The following is a 15,986-nucleotide window of genomic DNA, read 5'->3' as shown; positions in this document are numbered from 1 at the left end:
GCAAATCACCTCTGTCAGAAAATACGGTAGTTGGCAAACCGGGCAGCCAGACCATACGAGACGGCAATCAGCACAAAGCTTACGACCGATTTGAGCAGGCCCACCGCTGTTGCCAGTCCATACTGGATTTCAAGCAATCCTGAACGGTATACATAAGTATCAATGATATCCCCCGACTCATAGACAATCGGATTATACAGGTTGAGAATCTGCTCGAAGCCCGCATTCAGCACATTGCCGAGGCTTAAGGTCGCCAGCAGAATCACCGTGGTCATCAGGCCCGGAATCGTAATATTGGTTAACCGCTGGAACCGGTTCGCTCCATCAATGGCGGCGGCTTCGTACAGATTGGTGTTAATGGACGTCAGGGCCGCGATGTAGATGATCGTATTGAAGCCGAATTCCTTCCATACATCGCTCGACACGATCACGAAGCGGAACCAGTGATTGCTCTGAAGGAACATAATCGGATCGCCGCCGAACCACTGGATCATCTGATTGATAATGCCGTCCAGACTGAGCAGGTTAATCAGTACTCCTGAGAGAATGACCCAGGACATGAAATGGGGCAGGTACACAATCGTCTGGATGGTGCGCTTGAATTTGATATTCGCCACTTCATGGAACAGCAGGGCAAAGACAAAAGGAACGGTCAATCCGGCAATGATTTTCATCAGCGCAATGCTCAGGGTGTTGCCGAGAATCAGCCTGCTGTCAGGCAGGCTGAACATATACTCGAAATTCTCCCAGCCCACCCATTCAGAGTGGAAGATGCCCAGTGTAGGCTGAAAGTCCTGAAAGGCAATCACAATTCCGAACATGGGAACTACACTGAATGCCAGGAGCAGCAATATGCCGGGGAGCAGCATCAGGTGGTAATTCCAGATCGAAGCTCTGCTTCTCATGGTGACTCAACTGCCTCAGCAACCTCTTTAGTGATCTCTTCCCCTCCGATGCTCTTCCAGGTCTCCACGAACTTGTCGAATTCTTCAAGAGGAGCAGTTCCGGTGATGATTTTCAAAAAGGTTTCGTTTTCGAGCTTTTCCAGGTTGGCTCCCTTTTTAAGCATCGCTTCCGTCTTGCCGTAGAACACAGGCTCCACCTTCACAATTTCTTTCGCTCCGGTGATAGAGGCGGCAGTATAGAAGGCGAGCGAATCGGCATAGGCGGGAATATCCTTTTTCGGATTCTCATTATTCTTCAAGACCGCCTTGACTCTCGGCAGGATGCGGGCCGGCAGATCGTCGAGCTTCTTATCCTTAATCGCCTTCTCATAGATCGGAACATCGCGTGCCAGGGAATCCTGGTAATCCAGCTGTACATTAATCGGATAATTGAGCCAGCCTACACCCAGATCCTTATACAGCTCCTGCGCAACCGGATCAATCAGGCGGATGCCTTCATACTCCACGCTGAGCATTTTCAGGGCGGCTTCTGGATGCTCCGCCTTCTTGTTCACGACCAGGAAGGTTCCTGACGGCGTAGATGGCACGATATTCCGTTTGCCTTCCCCGTCCAGCGGCACTGCCAGCGGCACCCAATCGGCTTCCGGGTTGGCCTTCACCGCATCGGACAACGCCCAGCCTCCGAACCAGGGGGCAAACAGGATACCGGCCCGGCCGCCTGACACCAGCCCGGCATTATCCTCGTACTTCCGGGTCAGGAACTCTTTGTCAATCAACCCGTCCGCATACATCTGTCTCAGCACAGAGAGCGCCTGCTTGGTCTCTGGAGTGGTCGAGCCGTAGATGATGTTTCCTCCCTCATCCTTGAACCAGTTCTTAGGGTAAGCATGATTGGCATTGAAAATCGGATCGAAGGTGAAGAAACCTCCGTCTGCGACCACTGTTTTATCGCCAAGCAGACCAACGGTATCCGCTTTCCCGTTACCGTCAGGGTCCTGCTCCTTGAACGCTTTAATCACGGTCTTCAGCTCATCCATGGTCTTAGGCAGCTCAAGCTTCAGCTTGTTCAGCCAATCCTGGCGAATCCACAAGAGCTGATAATTGCCGTCGATGTTGGTGTTGGGCAACGCCATCAGCTTGCCGTCAATTCTTCCGGTATTCAGCACCCGGTCCCCTGTGTAGGAGTTGTAATAATCCTTAATCAGCGGAGAGGCATATTGATCGTATAATCCGGTCAGATCGGCCAGCATACCCGCTTTCGCCATTCTCTTGAATTGCTGCTCATCCACAACCAGAATGTCAGGCAGGGAATTGCTTGAGATCGCCAGGGTAACCTTCTGGTTATACGCATCCTGGTCTTCCACCGAGAAATCGTATTTCACCTTAACGTTCAGGCGGTCCTCGACATATTTCAGATACTTGTTATTCTCCAGCGTATCTCCTGCCGGCAGATTGTTTCCCGATACGCCCTGTCTTCCCAGAGTCACGGTAACGGGTTCTTCATATTTGCTGAAGGGTCCATCATTCTCCTTGGCGGCGGCGGATGGTTCGTTGCCTCCGGCATTCGTGGATTCACTGCCGGCAGGCGCCGCAACCTTCTCTTCCTTTGGGCTGCTGCCGCAGGCCGCCAGCACTCCCAGCACCATTACCATGGACAGCAGCAAAGCCATAACACGAATTTTCTTCAATCTCATAGATGCCCCTCCCAAACTTTGTTATAAAACGCTTACATGCTTACAGTTAAATTGTAAATTAGCGTGGAAGGGAGCGAAATCCCAAATTCTTTGGATACGCGTCAATTAATTTGGAAGTAGAAAAAGCACCCGCAGGTGCCCGCAACAAGCCGTATTATGATTCGTCCAGGATTTCACGATATTTCTGCGGACTGATGCCGTAGTATTTTTTAAAGGTCTGGCAGAAGTAAGAGGAGCTCCAGTAGCCGGCATGTTCAGCGATATCGACGATTTTCATATTGGTGCTGTCCAGTAAATGCCTGGCCTGTTCCAAACGCTGCTGAGTGATGAATTTGATCAGAGTCTGCCCGGTTTCTTTCTTGAACAAATGGCTCAGGTAGCTGGGATTAAGCGATACGCGTCCGGCGATAACCTCCAGACTGATATCCTCCCTGTAATCCTTCTCCACAATCCGGATGACCTGCTGGACAATATGGCGTTTGCTCTCATCGGGAGGGCCGTTGTCCGGTTCTATTTCCGAGAGCGCCTGCAGCAGCACTTTTTTCACCTCTACTATCGAATCGCTTTTAAAAATACGCTCTACCGTCTGCTGGAAATCCGCCTTCTGTCTGCGGGCCGATTGTTCAAACGCATTCCGCACCAGATCCGAACACAGATACTTGACATAAATGGCAGAAGAGCCGCCGTTCCGGCTCAAGTGGCTGAACAGAAGCTCAATGCTTTTGGCCGCGCCTGCATATTCCCCATGATTAATGAATTGGTTGATATCGGCCATCAGCGTCTCGGTGCTGACGAATTCCGGGACACGGCCGGCAAGATCATCCCCGGCAAACAGCACCACCGTATCCTCAAAAAAGAATTTGTAGTCCAGCGTCTGCTCCATCTGCTCATAACACGCTGCAATCTCCTGCCAATCGGAGATCACGGGGCTGTATACGATGCAGCAATGCCGGTAAAAGCGTTCCGCGATCCGCTCCGCCAGCGCTTCACTCATGTCCCTGATCCTCTTCTGCCCGCCGCTGCCTTGACAAGGGACCATAAGCACACTTTGATATTCATTCAGGTTCAGCAGCTCATATTCACCGGCTGCAAGCTGCCCCGCCTCCTGCTCGAATGCCTCGTAGCTGCGGTCAAAGAACCGCTCTTTGAAATCAATCAGCAGCAGAGTGGCTGGCCGCCCTCCGAATGGCAGCGCGGCATCCTCCGCGATCACCTGAACCCCGTTCAGCACATCCGTCAGCCACTTCTCCCGCTCGTACTCCAGGCCCTTCTGATACCCCTGCATCATCTCGGCCGTACGGCGCTGCTGGTTCGCCTTATCCGCGCATTTCTGTATCACGCCTGACATCACCCCGGCGAACTCCTCGATATCAATCGGCTTCAGCAGATAGCTGGAAGCATTGGTATAGAGCGCCCGGCGGGCATAGTCGAATTCCCCGTAGGCACTGTAGATAATAATTTCCAGGGAGGGCTGCGTCACGCTTGCCTGCTCCGCCAGCTCCAGTCCGCCCATGAAGGGCATTTTGATATCTGTGAGCAGGATGTCCACCGGGTGCATACGAAGAGACTCCAGCGCCTTCTCCCCGTTCTCCGCTTCGATAACCCGCAGCTCGTAGTTCATGTCCGCGATCAGCCCCCGGATGCCGTCCCGTTCAATTTTCTCATCATCCACGATCAATATGGTAAACATAGAGTTCCCTCCTGATGTCTGATAGAATCATAAGCAAACGTTATCAATTCATTGAAGCCTACACCATGAGGAGGTCCCGCCATGCGCCTGGCATACCGCAAAGCCAACGCACTTCTGAATCAGCATATCTCAAATATCGGTGACGGACAAACCTCATTTCATATTCATTACTGGGGCTTCATGCCGAATCATTATAATAATTCCCTGCACCGCCATTCTTTTTTTGAAGTCTGTTATGTCCAGCAGGGCACCGGCTTTTACCAGGATGACGACGCGCTCTTCCCCCTGGAGCCGGGAACCCTGTTCTGCTCGCGTCCGGGCATCTGGCACCAGATCCGCAGTGAGCAGGGGCTGGTCCTGTTCTTCATTGCCTTTGAAATCGACGAAGCCCTGAGCTCTGCAGCTGGCCGCCAGCCGTTTCAGGATATCGCCGCCGGAGGGCAGGCCATAGCTTCGCAGGAAGCTGCCGCACTCTCTGCCCGAATCTGGCGGACCCTCTTCAGCCTGGCCGAGAGCGAAGCGGCGGTGTCCCGGCTGCCGATGAACCATCTGGCGCTTGCCCTGCTGCATTCTTTCCCGCAGGCGTTCTCCCCCGAACCCCATCTGCAGGCCGGGGCGATGCAGGAGGACAGCGGGGAGCACCGCCACTTGGAACGGGCCAAGCGCTATATCCGCGACAATTTGTCCTCCCCGCTGCACATGGCCCAAGTGGCCATGGAACTGGATATATCTCCGCGACATCTGTCGAGGATATTCCAGGCCCGCCTGGGCCAGACTTTCGTCCATTATATTCAGGAACGAAGAATCCAACAAGCCAAGGATTGGCTGCTGCACACCGATTTGCCCATCAAAGACATCGCCGAGCGCTGCGGCTTCGAGTCTGTGCACTATTTCACCCGCGTATTCACCAAGCAGCTTGGTGTCTCCCCCGCCCGGTTCCGCAGATCGCAGTTTGCAGACGGAAGACAGAATCCGAGCTAATAATCACCAAATGTCCGGATTGTACAAAAAATCAGACGCCGTATTCAAAGATAATCCCGCAAGGACTCCTTACAATGGTTGTAAACCCTTAGAAGGAGTGTATTCCCCATGTTTGAAAAACGACCGGTCAACCTGGTACGCAGTCCGATTCCTGTTTCCAAGGATGACATATCCTTGGCTGACTCTCCCGCAGTACTCCGGGAAGGCTATTCCCCGATTGCCGCTTCTCTGCTTCAGCTCGCCAGTGAGAAGGGAAACGGCAAGCTGTATGTTGCTTTGGACGGAACCCACGGCGCCCCGTTTCAGACCGTTCTGCAAAAAACAGTGGAAGCGCTTGAACAAGCGGGTCATTCCGTGTCCCTCCTCGGCACGGGCAGCTATCTTAAGTCGGGCGAGGAGCTGCGTGAGTTTTTTGCCGCCAATATTACGGATAACCGTGCCTTCGGCTATTTCACTGAAGGAAGTATAGAGGATTATTTCCGGGCCGGAGCCAGGGAAGAAGCCGCCCGCAGGCTGGATGAAGCGGAGCCGGGCGCGGATTCGGCTGCATTCTGTCTGGTTTTTGGCCCGGGAGCTTACTGGCTTGGAGAGGGGCGGTTCGATCTTTCCTGCTATCTGGATGTCTCGCGTGAATACCAGCAGGCAGGACACCGGCAGGAACTGCTGAATTTCGGCCTCAACTGGAACCGGGATGCTGTGGAGAAATATAAAATCGCCCTGTTCGTGGAATGGCCTATTCTCGAAACCTACCGCAAACAAATCCTGGATCACATGGATTACTACATCGACCTGAATCAGCCGGGACAGCCGGTGATGGCTGCCGTACCGTTCTTGCGCCGGATAATCTCGGATATTGCCAGGTCACCAATGCGGGTGAAGCCTTTTTATGCACCGGGGGTGTGGGGCGGGCAATTCCTCAAACAACTGGCCGATCTGCCGGAGGAATGGGTGAACTGCGCCTGGAGCTTCGAGCCGATTGCCCCCGAGAATTCCATCCTTGTAGGGTATGAAGGCAACGTGATGGAAATTCCGTTTCTTCTGGTCATGCAGCAGGAGCATTCAGGGATTCTGGGGGAACGTCTGACCGGCTTATTCGGAGATTATTTTCCGATCCGCTTCAACTATCTGGACACGATGGACGGAGACAATCTGTCCTGCCAGGTCCACCCCACCCAGGACTATATCCGCAGCCGGTTCAATGAGTTCATGGCCCAGCAGGAATCCTATTACATCATGGAGCAGCAAGGGGATTCCGGGGTCTATCTGGGACTGACGGAAGACTGCACACCTGAGCAGTTCCGCCATGAGGTGCAGAAGGCCCAGGAGACGGGCATCCCGCTGCCGCTGACCGACTATGTCAACCGTTATGCGTCCCGGAAGGGCGAGCTGTTCCTGATCCCGCCCGGAACGGTTCATTCCGCAGGCAAAGACAATCTGGTGCTGGAGATTTCCTCGACCACCTGGTGGTTCACCTTCAAAATCTATGATTTTCTGCGCAAGGACCTGGACGGCAAGCCCCGGCCGATCAACATCGACTTTGCCTTCGACAATATTGACTTCACTCAGAAGACCGCACGGGTTGAAGATCAGCTTATGCCTTCGCCGGTGCTTCTGCAGCAGCAAGGGGAGAATGAAGAGTATGTGCTGGGACAGCGCGATGATCTGCTGTTCTATGTCCACCGTGTCCATCTGAAGGATACGTGGAAAGACCATACACGCGGCGAAATGACCATGTATAACCTCGTTGAAGGAGAGGCGGTGCGGATTGTGTCTGCTGCGGATGAGGCGGTGTATGTTGAACTGCACTACGCCGAATCTTATATTCTCCCGGCGGTGTTTGGAGAATATATCATTGTCAATCTGGGTTCTGGCCCCTGCAGGCTGATCAAGGCCGGGGTATCCCAGGCATGGGATGTGAGTCTCCTTGAGCCGTAATATCGTACTCGCGCTGGATGTGGGCGGAACCTTCATTAAGACCTGCGTGCTGGAGGACGGCCTTCCGCTGCAAGGCACTGACATGGAATTCCCCGCTCTGGCTGACCGGGACCGGGATACGATCCTTGACCATTTCAGATCTATCTTTGAGGCCCAGTACAATCTGTATCAGCACCGGCGTGCTGATGCGGTAACGGATTGCCGCTATCAGATCGGGATGGCTTTTCCCGGTCCATTCGATTACAGGCAGGGGATCTGCCTGATCCGGGGGCTTGGCAAATTCGAGGCGATCTACGGGCTGAATCTGGTCCAGGCCTTCCGCGAGCGCTGGCCCGTGAACAGCGTCGGGGAGACCGGCCCGCTGCCGGAGATGGAGATCCGCTTCGAGAATGACGCCCGCCTGTTCGCGTTGGGAGTCAGCGCCGAATTCCCGCGTGAGCGGTTCATCGCCTTGACGCTCGGAACCGGCCTCGGCTCCGCCTTCATCGACAGCTCCCGGATCATGGAATCCGGCCCGGGCATCCCGCCGAATGGCTGGCTGTATGACCAGCCTTATCTTGACGGCAGGGCGGATGATTGGTTCTCCAGGAGAGGCATCCTGATGTTGGCCCGCGAGGCGGGGATTGGGGAGCCGGGCATGGATGTGAAAGAGCTGGCCGGTGAAGCCAGAGAGGGAAATGCTGCCGCGCGCGGTGTATTCGCGGAATTCGGAGCCCGGCTCGGGGAGCTGCTCCAGCCTTACGTGGACGGCTTTCGGCCGGACTTCATCATGCTGGGCGGGCAAATCTCCAAGAGCCATGACCTGTTCGGGCCTGCCTTGCTGGATCGCTTGCAGAATCCCTCCTCCCCCGCCCTGGCGGTCCGCACATCAGCGCACGTGCTTGCCTACACCTTCCGGGGGATTGCCAGGATGTTTGACCAGGCATAGCCGAGGCCATCATCACGTTTCGTTGTTGCACCCCGGTAGAGCGTCAGATTTAAACTGATGGACGAGGTGCTATGCTCCCTGAAGGACACGGGAATGGAGCCAACCCCTTCAGTTGCCTTTTTAGCTCTGCCATTCACAGGCGGCCAGCTCCTCCACCATTCCCAGATGAAGACGGAAGTTGTTCCTTAAGGACATTTGACCCAGCGTAACGGACTGAGGCGCGCTTATTCCGGATAAAGGCCCCACTTGTTGGAAGTAACGGACCCCATGGGTCTTATTCATGGAATTTCCACTCAAAGAACTCTCATCGAGAGACGATAAAGGCTCCTCAGTCCGCTAACCCGTAAAAGGTGGCGTTTTCCCGGGAATAGGGTCTCTCAGGTCCGTTAGGAGCAACCTCAAACGGCCGGTGCAGCTTCGTTATACGGAACCACAGAAATTTGCTCCTATTCACAGAATTACATATGATACTACAATAATGTACACACTCCAACATTCCCCGTATCCATACAACGAGAAATAGTTGGAGCTTTTCCGGTAACCGCTAATGATTGATGAAGCTGATGGAGTGAACTCTACGGTGAGCCTTCCCTGAATCTCGCCGGAGTGACCCCGTGATAATTGCGAAAGGTCTGGATGAAGTACGTCGAGCTTCTGTAGCCCAGCTTCTTGTATATGTCCACAATCTTCATATTCGTTGTATTCAGCAGCTCCACGGCTTTGTCCATTCGCACCTGCGTAATGTACCGGATGAGGCTCTGGCCCGTCTCCTTCTTGAATAAATAGCTGAGATAACTGGGGGTCAAATAGACCCTCTCCGCAATGCCCTCCAAAGACAGGTCCTGATCGTACTCCTTGTCGATTATATCTGTAATCGTCCGGATCAGCTTGAGATTGGCGGCTTTCTTCGGGCTCACTCCGCTGCCGGTTTCAATTAGGGAAAGAATCGCAAACATATGATCCTTCAGATCCTGGAGGGAAACGGTCTTATGAATTTGGTCCAAGTAATGATTCATTTCCAGCGGCTCATGGTTTCTCTCTCTCGTCACCACCTTTTTCATAATTTCCGAGCAGATGAACTTGGTGTACAGGGACGAGAATTGCCCTTTGGTTCTCAGGTAGGTGAACAGCAGCTCAATACTGTATTTCGCTCCGGTAAGGTCGTTATACTCCAGACACTGGTGGATCTTATCCAGAATCGGATTCAATTCAATATCATCAAAACCCGCTTGCTCAAAAGGTTCATCGGCAAATAGAAGGGTGTACTCATCCATGAAAAATTTGAATTCCAGCATCTGCTCCATCTCGGTATAGGCATCATATAACTGCTGCGGCTGATTCACCGCTCTGCCGATCACCAGACCCACATTCAGATCCAGGCTCCCGGCGGCGGCGCGGATGATCTGGTCTCCAAGCAGCCGCAGCGTCTCTTTGGGGATGGAACGGGGGTGCTTGACGAACAGCATGCTTTGATGCTCGCTCAAATTCACATAATCGAAGGCGTAGCTGAGGTTATCGTGTAACAGCCTAATGAATTCCTCATTGTGAATATCAAAAAACTTCCGGCGGCAGTCCACAAGAATCATATGCAGCCAATGCTTGTGATGGACATATTCCAGCAATTCCGGGGACATCCAGGCCTCTGTATTGATTTTCACTCCGTTTAGGGCGTCCAGCAGCATTTTCTCCTTCTCATACACCAGCCCCCGGTTATATCCCTCCACCAGTTGTTCGTTCCGCAATTTCTCCGCCGCTTTGTCTTCACAGGCCCTGATCGCCTCGTTAATCACACTGAGAAACTCCGGGATATGAACCGGCTTGAGCAAATAATTCGATATATTGGTCCGCAGGGCTCTTCTCGCGTATTCAAACTCATGGTAAGCACTGAAGATGATCATTTCGATATCCAGGCCCAGGCTGCTAACCTTCTCCGACAATTCCAGTCCGTCCATAAAAGGCATCTTGATATCTGTAATCAGAATATCAACCCTGTGCTTCCCGAGGATCTCCAGCGCAATCTCGCCATTCGCCGCCAGGACCGTCTCCAGCTCCGGATAGTGTTCCTGGATTAATTGCTGAATGCCTTCTCTCTCAATGCGTTCGTCATCCACAATTAGAATACGGTACACAGCGCACGCCTCCCTTTTCTACCAAAAGCGTTCCAAAATTCTCTTCCGCCACTTTTCCCTGTCTATATATTTTCAAGTTCAATCTATAAATAAGACACACTTAAGATATGAACTTGAAGCTTCATCGTCACTGCGGTGAACATTTGGACTTCCGGCCGCTGTTGTCCCCAGATTTCTTGATTTTGAACCGCTGTTCGCGGGTGAAATCCGGTGACAAAGGCGGTCGCTATCGCTCCTACAGTTCCAAATTTCCCCTCCGCTTCTTTTGCTTTTTGTTTATTTCTTTTAGTGCTTCTTATAGCTTGAAGCCTATAAATTTAACAAAAAAAGGGCTTCTCTATAAAAGATTCACCCTTCTTCTGCCCGCCGGAATTTATGTGGTTCTGAACGCAACCGTACCTGCATTGGCACTGTGGCACAGCTGAATAGCTTGTTCTGCCGTACCTGCTTCGCTTCCCCATTGCAGCATATATCGGAATTCGTAGAAGCCCCCGAGGGTCGCCTTGAAGTTCGTCTCCCAATAATTGGTCAGCACCCAGGCATACAACGACTTGTGAGCGCCCTCTTCCTGTTGGCCCTGCACGAGTCTTGGGCCGTATTCCAGAGGTCCGGTCTGCATCAGCGGTGTATCCGGGGTCGCAATGGACAGCCCGCCTTGAGGGGATATCACCGCAAGCCCTTCCTGGATACAATAGAAATCCGTACAGGTGCCCGGTATCTGATCCGTTCCCGGCCTTAGGATAGCCCCGGCCTTCTCGAACCACAGCTCACTGCCGCCGCCTGTATCAAAGGGGAGGGCAACGTACACATTCTCCGGGTCCCATACACTGTCCTTGTGGATGCGGACGGAGACATCGACTCTCTTCCGGTCCTTGAACACCTTCAGGAATAACGAATAGTGGCTCATCCCTTGAACCTGATACTTCAATTCAATGATGCCGTACACCGGGCCATTCGTTATTTCCTTCACGCCTGCGAGGACACCCTCCGAACGCTCAACATTCATGCCTTTGCGGTTCCTGCCCATGATTCTTCTCACCGTCATCTGATCGTCACCGCCGCCGCGGGTCACTTCATACACCGGGGTGAAGGCTCCGTGTGCCTGACGGGGATCAATGAATTCCTGGCCTGTTTGTGTATCCGTCCAGGAGACGATGCCTTCTCCGGCTCTCCACGCAATACGAACATAAGGCGATTCTATGTGGTTCTCCGTGATGAACAGCCGGGCGGTCTCTTCGCGGACAGGAGGGAAGAGATCGCGTATATCATGAATCCGGTCGGCTCCCCGCAAGCGGGTGCTGCTGGTCGTCACCGGAACGGTCTTCGAGGCTTCCCGGATACTGAACCACTTCTCTTCCTTCGCGCCCAGCTTGACCATAACCGCAATCTGGTATCCTCTGCTAACCTTCTCCTGTTGATGGTTGACCACTTCTCCGCTCTGCTCATCGACCACCTCGAGCCCCTTCCGGAAATAATCCGCTTCCCACTGCTCCTCCAGGTAGAAATGAGCCAGATCCTCTACGGGGTAATCGAAGGAATTGATTACTTTGTAGGTGAATGCCCGGTCTGCCCTCAGCAGCACATCGCCCCGCTCCTTCAGAACCGCATCCAGCGAGGCATGAACCAGTCTGCTGGCATTGGCGGCATACGCCTCTTTGCGGACGGCCAGCTCCTGCACCATGATGTGCCAGGGCTCCGAGATGGAGGAGTGATATCCCCAGGTATGCTCGGCATACATCATTAACTGCTGCTCTGCCTGGGCAATATCGCTTGACGCTGCCAGCTTGCGCTCCGGGTCCAGCCGCTTGACTACGTCCAGGGTCCGCTGGGCATTCCTGAAGATCTGGGTGTGCATCGCGGTTGAAGCCACGCCATCGGACCACCAGTCCGGCCAGTCCCCGCTATACACAGGAATATCAGCTTCCTGCTTCCGCAGCAGCTCGAAGTACCGGTTAAGCGTTGTCATTTCTATCTCTACCTGGTCCCCGTGCTTCTGATTCCATTCCTTGATGAAGGTCATGATTCCGGGATTCGGCGCCGAGTTATCCCGCAGCAGCCCCATGACATTCACCAATACAAAATCATAGGGATACTGCTCCTTCTCCAGCTGGTCCAGATAGCGGGCAATCCGGGTCTCGGCAAGCTTCCAGTGATCCTTGGAGATCCCCCATACCGGGTCTTCGTCTTTGATGGTATAGGACAACGCCCCGTCCGGATTGATCCCCAGATCATTCCCCATCATGTAATGCTCACCGCTCCATACCAGCAGACGGTTGCCTTTGGGGGTCTCCCAATAGAAGGGGAACTGCTTGCGCCCGATAGCAAACATTCCATGATGCGTGTGGATAGAGGACAGCAGATTCTCGACTCCCGCATCGGCCAAGGCCTGCGCGTAACCCCAGCTGTATCCATTAATATCCGCGGTCATGGCCGACTTCACCTGAAGCCCCAGCGGCCGGGCGAATTGCCCTGCCCGTGCAAGCATATTGCCCAGTAACTCAAAATTGATCAGTTCTGTCATATTCAAGTAGGTGCCCGATAACTCAATATCCCCGCGTCTGAGCGCGGCTGCAAATTGTTCCTTCTCCGCTTCCGTGGCTTCCTCCAGAAACTTCTCCACAGCCCAGAAGGTTTCGCAGGTCCATTTAAAGCCCGCCCATTCCTTACGGGCCTCTGTCTGAGCCGCCTCGCAGATCGCAATGGCCTGCCTGATAAAGTCCACGTGATATTGCTCGATCTTCTCTTGCCGCTCGGTGTAGCCAATATCCGTATGGGAATGATGAATCACATAAATCGTCCATTTCTTCTTGTTGTTCATGTTTGATTCTCCAATCAATATGGCATTTTATTTTAAGTCATTTTTATTATGCCAGCAGGCCAAATGGAAGGATATCCTACTTTTTTTTGAAACATATCAGATTCTTGAGGCTTGAGTTATACAGGCAGCCCCCACACCTCAATCTCATAGATCCGCGCCTGAAAATCATTCTGGGCCGGATACGTAATATATAGTCTGATGTATCTGAATGAACAGCCGTCCGTCTCATGCACAGTTACAACAGACTCATTATTACGTACAGCCGCTATCTGCTCCCATTGCTCTTTGTCATGGCTTCCCTGAAGCTCATAATCCATCGTGATATAGCCGGGGGCAGGCGAATGCCTGATCACAAATTTCAGAATATCCCTCCGTTCCCGCAGATCCAGCAGCAGCCAATGGACGGGCTGGTCTGTGTCCGAATGCCAGGAATCCGTGACCCAGTTCTCCCGCCGGCCATTCACCACCTGGCTGGCTTGACAGACGGTCTGCGGGTCAAGACTATACTCACTATCCGCTGACACCTCAGCACAAGCTGCATAATTCATCCAAGCCTGTGCGGCATGGTAAGATTCCTGCTCCTTATGGTGATGTGCGAGCAGCTTGCCCAGCAGAGAGAACAGCTCCGTATCCAGTTGTCTAATCTCCTCTTGAAGCTGAAGGATTCGATCCGGCGGCATCCGCTTCCGTCTCAGCGTATCTGCATGGCAACCAGAGATGAGCTGGTATCTGAATTTGATATATTGATCCCGGAACCCGGCAAAGATCTCCCGCCATCCTTCATGGGCGGATAACCAGGGCAACGCCTTCTCAAAGATATCAAACATAATGATCGCCGAGCCGTGATAACTCCTGCGCATCACTTCAAATTCAACCGCAATGGCATTGGCGTCATTAAGCCCCGCCATAAGAGAGACACGGTCATTGAACCGTGCCACGGCTTCTATTAAACGGCTGGAACGGTTCTGATAACCCTCCACGAAATCCTCTACCAGCTCCAGGTAGCCGCCATACTCCGGCGGGCCCGTTCTCTCAACACTAAACAGCTTGTTATAGCAATACTCCCGGATTTCCTTAAGAGAAGCATTAGATTGACTCCAGATATCCGCCAGCAGGTCTTCAGTCAGCTGCAGCTTGAAAAAAGGCTCCCCCTTCATCACATTCAAGGTGACCTCCTTGTTCAGCTGATTCTCCCGGATCACTACCAGCCTTCTGGCTGAATCATATTCCGTGATTAAGAAGGCATGATCATCTATGACCGTCTCATATTGGGTCAAAAAAAACAGATGCTTGTAGTTGGCAATCATCACCACCGGGCACTGCCGATCAATGTTCATGCGAATCGCAGACAGAAGCTCAGCACCATCCGAGACCTCCGTCACCTTAAGGTTTAATCCCAGCTTGTTAAGGATGCTGCGTCTGGAATCCACCCAGTCCCCGTCCGCCGCCTCTCCCCAATTCATCATGACTGCATACAAAAAGGTATAGTAGAAATAGTTCTCATACTGATGAAAGCCTGCGGCACCCGCCATAGGCAAATCCACACAATTGGAGTGCATGGTCCGGTAGCCCTCGCTGAAATAGTCCATCTCCAAGGCTACTAGCATACAAGATCCTGTGAATCAATATATTCTCGCCACTTTTGAAGACTATATAGTTTATCTATATCGAGACATTCCGGGCTCACCTCTATCGAGAAATGCTCTTCCAGAACCACCGCAAAATGAATAAACAACAAAGAATCCATGCCATAGCTTCGCAAATCCGCATCCATACCTGCATTCTTCAGACGGGGAGGACCGCCGGGCAATTGAGCGAGCAGCGTACGCAGCACCTGTTCTCGGTTATCCAACATTCACAGCCTCCCCGTCGGGTCTATCCGCCTGGCCGGGCTGCTCATCATGCTTCTTCCTGGCAATCTCATAGATGGCGTTCATGGTTGCCACCCGTTCATAGGATTCGGATAAGGGGATATTCTCTCTTGCGCCTCCAAGCACCTCAGCCAAAAACCAAAGCTGGTTCACATAGTAATTCTGCGGGGAGTACACAAGCTTGTCTGTTGTTCCCTCTTCCGAATGTTCAACTTGAATGATAATCTTGTAATCCCCGTAGCAAGGCTTAAAGAAACCGCTGATCCTGACCTTGGCCCGCTCAAACTCCAGCCAGTGGGTGGCATTGTTCGGCATTTCGAACGAACCCAGGAACTCTGCCTCGACGCCCCCCTCATATTGCAGCGCTGCGTGAAAGGTCCAGTCACATTGATTGATGCCTGAGAATGCCGAGAATCCGTCCAGTGCCTGCGGCTTTAGGCCAATGGCCTTTTGTATAAACTGCAGCCAGTACGAGCATTCGTCGATGAAGCAGCCGCCGCCGTACTCCGGCTTGAACCGGTAATTATCCGCACTGTAGTTGCTTTGCAGAATTTCAAATGAGATCCGGGTTTTGATTTTTTTCAGTTTGCCGTAGGTTTCAGCTCTAATCATATCCGTTATATCCTGCTGCCACGAATGATGCTGGACCATCAGCGCTTCAAGGACATACACCCCCTGCTGCTTGGCCCGTTCATTGATGAGCAGAACCTCATCGGCATGTAAGGCTATCGGTTTTTCAATCAATACATGCTTGCCAGCCTCAATCGCCTTCAGCGTCCATTCCTTGTGCAGGAAATTGGATAATGGAATATAGACCACATCAATGTCCGGCGATGCCAGCAGCTTATCGTAGCTCTCAAACACATGCGGAATCTCATGCTTCAGTGCGTAAGCCTTCGATCTCTCCACATCACGCGAAGCCACACCATACGTTACAAACTGGTCAAGCACCTTGACCGGGTTAATAATCGAGAACGGCGCGATCGTGGAGCAGCCCAAAATTCCAATCTTATATTGCTTCTGAGTATCCATACC

12 protein-coding genes are annotated in these 15,986 nt (G+C 52.7%); 3 read left to right on the top strand and 9 right to left on the bottom strand.

Going from position 1 to position 15,986, the window contains the following annotated elements:
- Positions 1–14 precede the first annotated feature (14 nt).
- The 3 genes from MHH28_RS00970 to MHH28_RS00960 form a co-directional block, all read right to left on the bottom strand.
- Complete coding sequence (locus MHH28_RS00970) at positions 15–905, bottom strand: ABC transporter permease (RefSeq protein ID WP_405110562.1); 891 nt, start codon at positions 903–905, stop codon at positions 15–17.
- On the bottom strand, positions 902–2,599 hold the full coding sequence (locus MHH28_RS00965; protein ID WP_405110559.1) for an extracellular solute-binding protein: 1,698 nt from the start codon (positions 2,597–2,599) through the stop codon (positions 902–904). Before MHH28_RS00965 ends, MHH28_RS00970 begins: the two co-directional genes overlap by 4 nt.
- 154 nt (positions 2,600–2,753) lie before the next feature.
- Positions 2,754–4,289: a response regulator gene (locus MHH28_RS00960; RefSeq protein ID WP_405110556.1), complete on the bottom strand. Its 1,536-nt coding sequence runs from the start codon at positions 4,287–4,289 to the stop codon at positions 2,754–2,756.
- Between the two features lie 81 nt (positions 4,290–4,370).
- On the opposite strand from MHH28_RS00960, the gene MHH28_RS00955 reads away from it, so the two are divergent.
- The 3 genes from MHH28_RS00955 (at position 4,371) to MHH28_RS00945 (ending at position 8,133) form a co-directional block, all read left to right on the top strand.
- Complete coding sequence (locus tag MHH28_RS00955) at positions 4,371–5,270, top strand: helix-turn-helix domain-containing protein (RefSeq protein WP_405110553.1); 900 nt, start codon at positions 4,371–4,373, stop codon at positions 5,268–5,270.
- 108 nt (positions 5,271–5,378) lie between these two features.
- Positions 5,379–7,205: a class I mannose-6-phosphate isomerase gene (locus MHH28_RS00950; protein WP_405110550.1), complete on the top strand. Its 1,827-nt coding sequence runs from the start codon at positions 5,379–5,381 to the stop codon at positions 7,203–7,205.
- The gene (locus tag MHH28_RS00945) at positions 7,195–8,133 is read left to right on the top strand and encodes an ROK family protein (RefSeq protein WP_405110547.1); all 939 of its coding nucleotides are present in this window, start codon (positions 7,195–7,197) and stop codon (positions 8,131–8,133) included. Before MHH28_RS00950 ends, MHH28_RS00945 begins: the two co-directional genes overlap by 11 nt.
- Before the next feature lie 120 nt (positions 8,134–8,253).
- On the opposite strand, the gene MHH28_RS00940 is transcribed toward MHH28_RS00945, so the two are convergent.
- The 6 genes from MHH28_RS00940 to MHH28_RS00915 form a co-directional block, all read right to left on the bottom strand.
- The gene (locus MHH28_RS00940) at positions 8,254–8,415 is read right to left on the bottom strand and encodes a hypothetical protein (RefSeq protein WP_405110544.1); all 162 of its coding nucleotides are present in this window, start codon (positions 8,413–8,415) and stop codon (positions 8,254–8,256) included.
- 293 nt (positions 8,416–8,708) lie between these two features.
- Positions 8,709–10,262 (bottom strand): response regulator, encoded by a 1,554-nt coding sequence (locus MHH28_RS00935; RefSeq protein WP_405110542.1) that lies wholly within the window; start codon positions 10,260–10,262, stop codon positions 8,709–8,711.
- Positions 10,263–10,635: 373 nt separating this feature from the next.
- Complete coding sequence (locus tag MHH28_RS00930) at positions 10,636–13,080, bottom strand: glycoside hydrolase (protein ID WP_405110539.1); 2,445 nt, start codon at positions 13,078–13,080, stop codon at positions 10,636–10,638.
- A gap of 116 nt (positions 13,081–13,196) precedes the next feature.
- Positions 13,197–14,687, bottom strand: coding sequence for a discoidin domain-containing protein (locus tag MHH28_RS00925; RefSeq protein ID WP_405110536.1), 1,491 nt, complete (start codon positions 14,685–14,687; stop codon positions 13,197–13,199).
- A complete protein-coding gene (locus tag MHH28_RS00920; RefSeq protein WP_405110533.1) occupies positions 14,681–14,935 on the bottom strand; it encodes an acyl carrier protein in 255 nt (84 codons plus the stop codon). Before MHH28_RS00920 ends, MHH28_RS00925 begins: the two co-directional genes overlap by 7 nt.
- Positions 14,925–15,983, bottom strand: a complete 1,059-nt coding sequence (locus MHH28_RS00915) for a Gfo/Idh/MocA family protein (RefSeq protein ID WP_405110530.1) — start codon at positions 15,981–15,983, stop codon at positions 14,925–14,927. Before MHH28_RS00915 ends, MHH28_RS00920 begins: the two co-directional genes overlap by 11 nt.
- Positions 15,984–15,986: the final 3 nt, after the last annotated feature.

Source organism: Paenibacillus sp. FSL K6-1217 (assembly GCF_045040735.1).
GTDB lineage: Bacteria > Bacillota > Bacilli > Paenibacillales > Paenibacillaceae > Paenibacillus_AQ.
Note: the sequence above shows the minus strand (reverse complement) of the source record. Positions and strands in the feature narration are given on the sequence as shown.

Excerpts from the sequence above, each read along its gene's own strand:
- MHH28_RS00970 (WP_405110562.1), bottom strand. The coding sequence starts at position 905 with ATGAGAAGCAGAGCTTCGATCTGGAATTACCACCTGATGCTGCTCCCC.
- MHH28_RS00965 (WP_405110559.1), bottom strand. The coding sequence starts at position 2,599 with ATGAGATTGAAGAAAATTCGTGTTATGGCTTTGCTGCTGTCCATGGTA.
- MHH28_RS00960 (WP_405110556.1), bottom strand. The coding sequence starts at position 4,289 with ATGTTTACCATATTGATCGTGGATGATGAGAAAATTGAACGGGACGGC.
- MHH28_RS00955 (WP_405110553.1), top strand. The coding sequence starts at position 4,371 with ATGCGCCTGGCATACCGCAAAGCCAACGCACTTCTGAATCAGCATATC.
- MHH28_RS00950 (WP_405110550.1), top strand. The coding sequence starts at position 5,379 with ATGTTTGAAAAACGACCGGTCAACCTGGTACGCAGTCCGATTCCTGTT.
- MHH28_RS00940 (WP_405110544.1), bottom strand. The coding sequence starts at position 8,415 with ATGAATAAGACCCATGGGGTCCGTTACTTCCAACAAGTGGGGCCTTTA.
- MHH28_RS00930 (WP_405110539.1), bottom strand. The coding sequence starts at position 13,080 with ATGAACAACAAGAAGAAATGGACGATTTATGTGATTCATCATTCCCAT.
- MHH28_RS00925 (WP_405110536.1), bottom strand. The coding sequence starts at position 14,687 with ATGCTAGTAGCCTTGGAGATGGACTATTTCAGCGAGGGCTACCGGACC.
- MHH28_RS00920 (WP_405110533.1), bottom strand. The coding sequence starts at position 14,935 with ATGTTGGATAACCGAGAACAGGTGCTGCGTACGCTGCTCGCTCAATTG.
- MHH28_RS00915 (WP_405110530.1), bottom strand. The coding sequence starts at position 15,983 with ATGGATACTCAGAAGCAATATAAGATTGGAATTTTGGGCTGCTCCACG.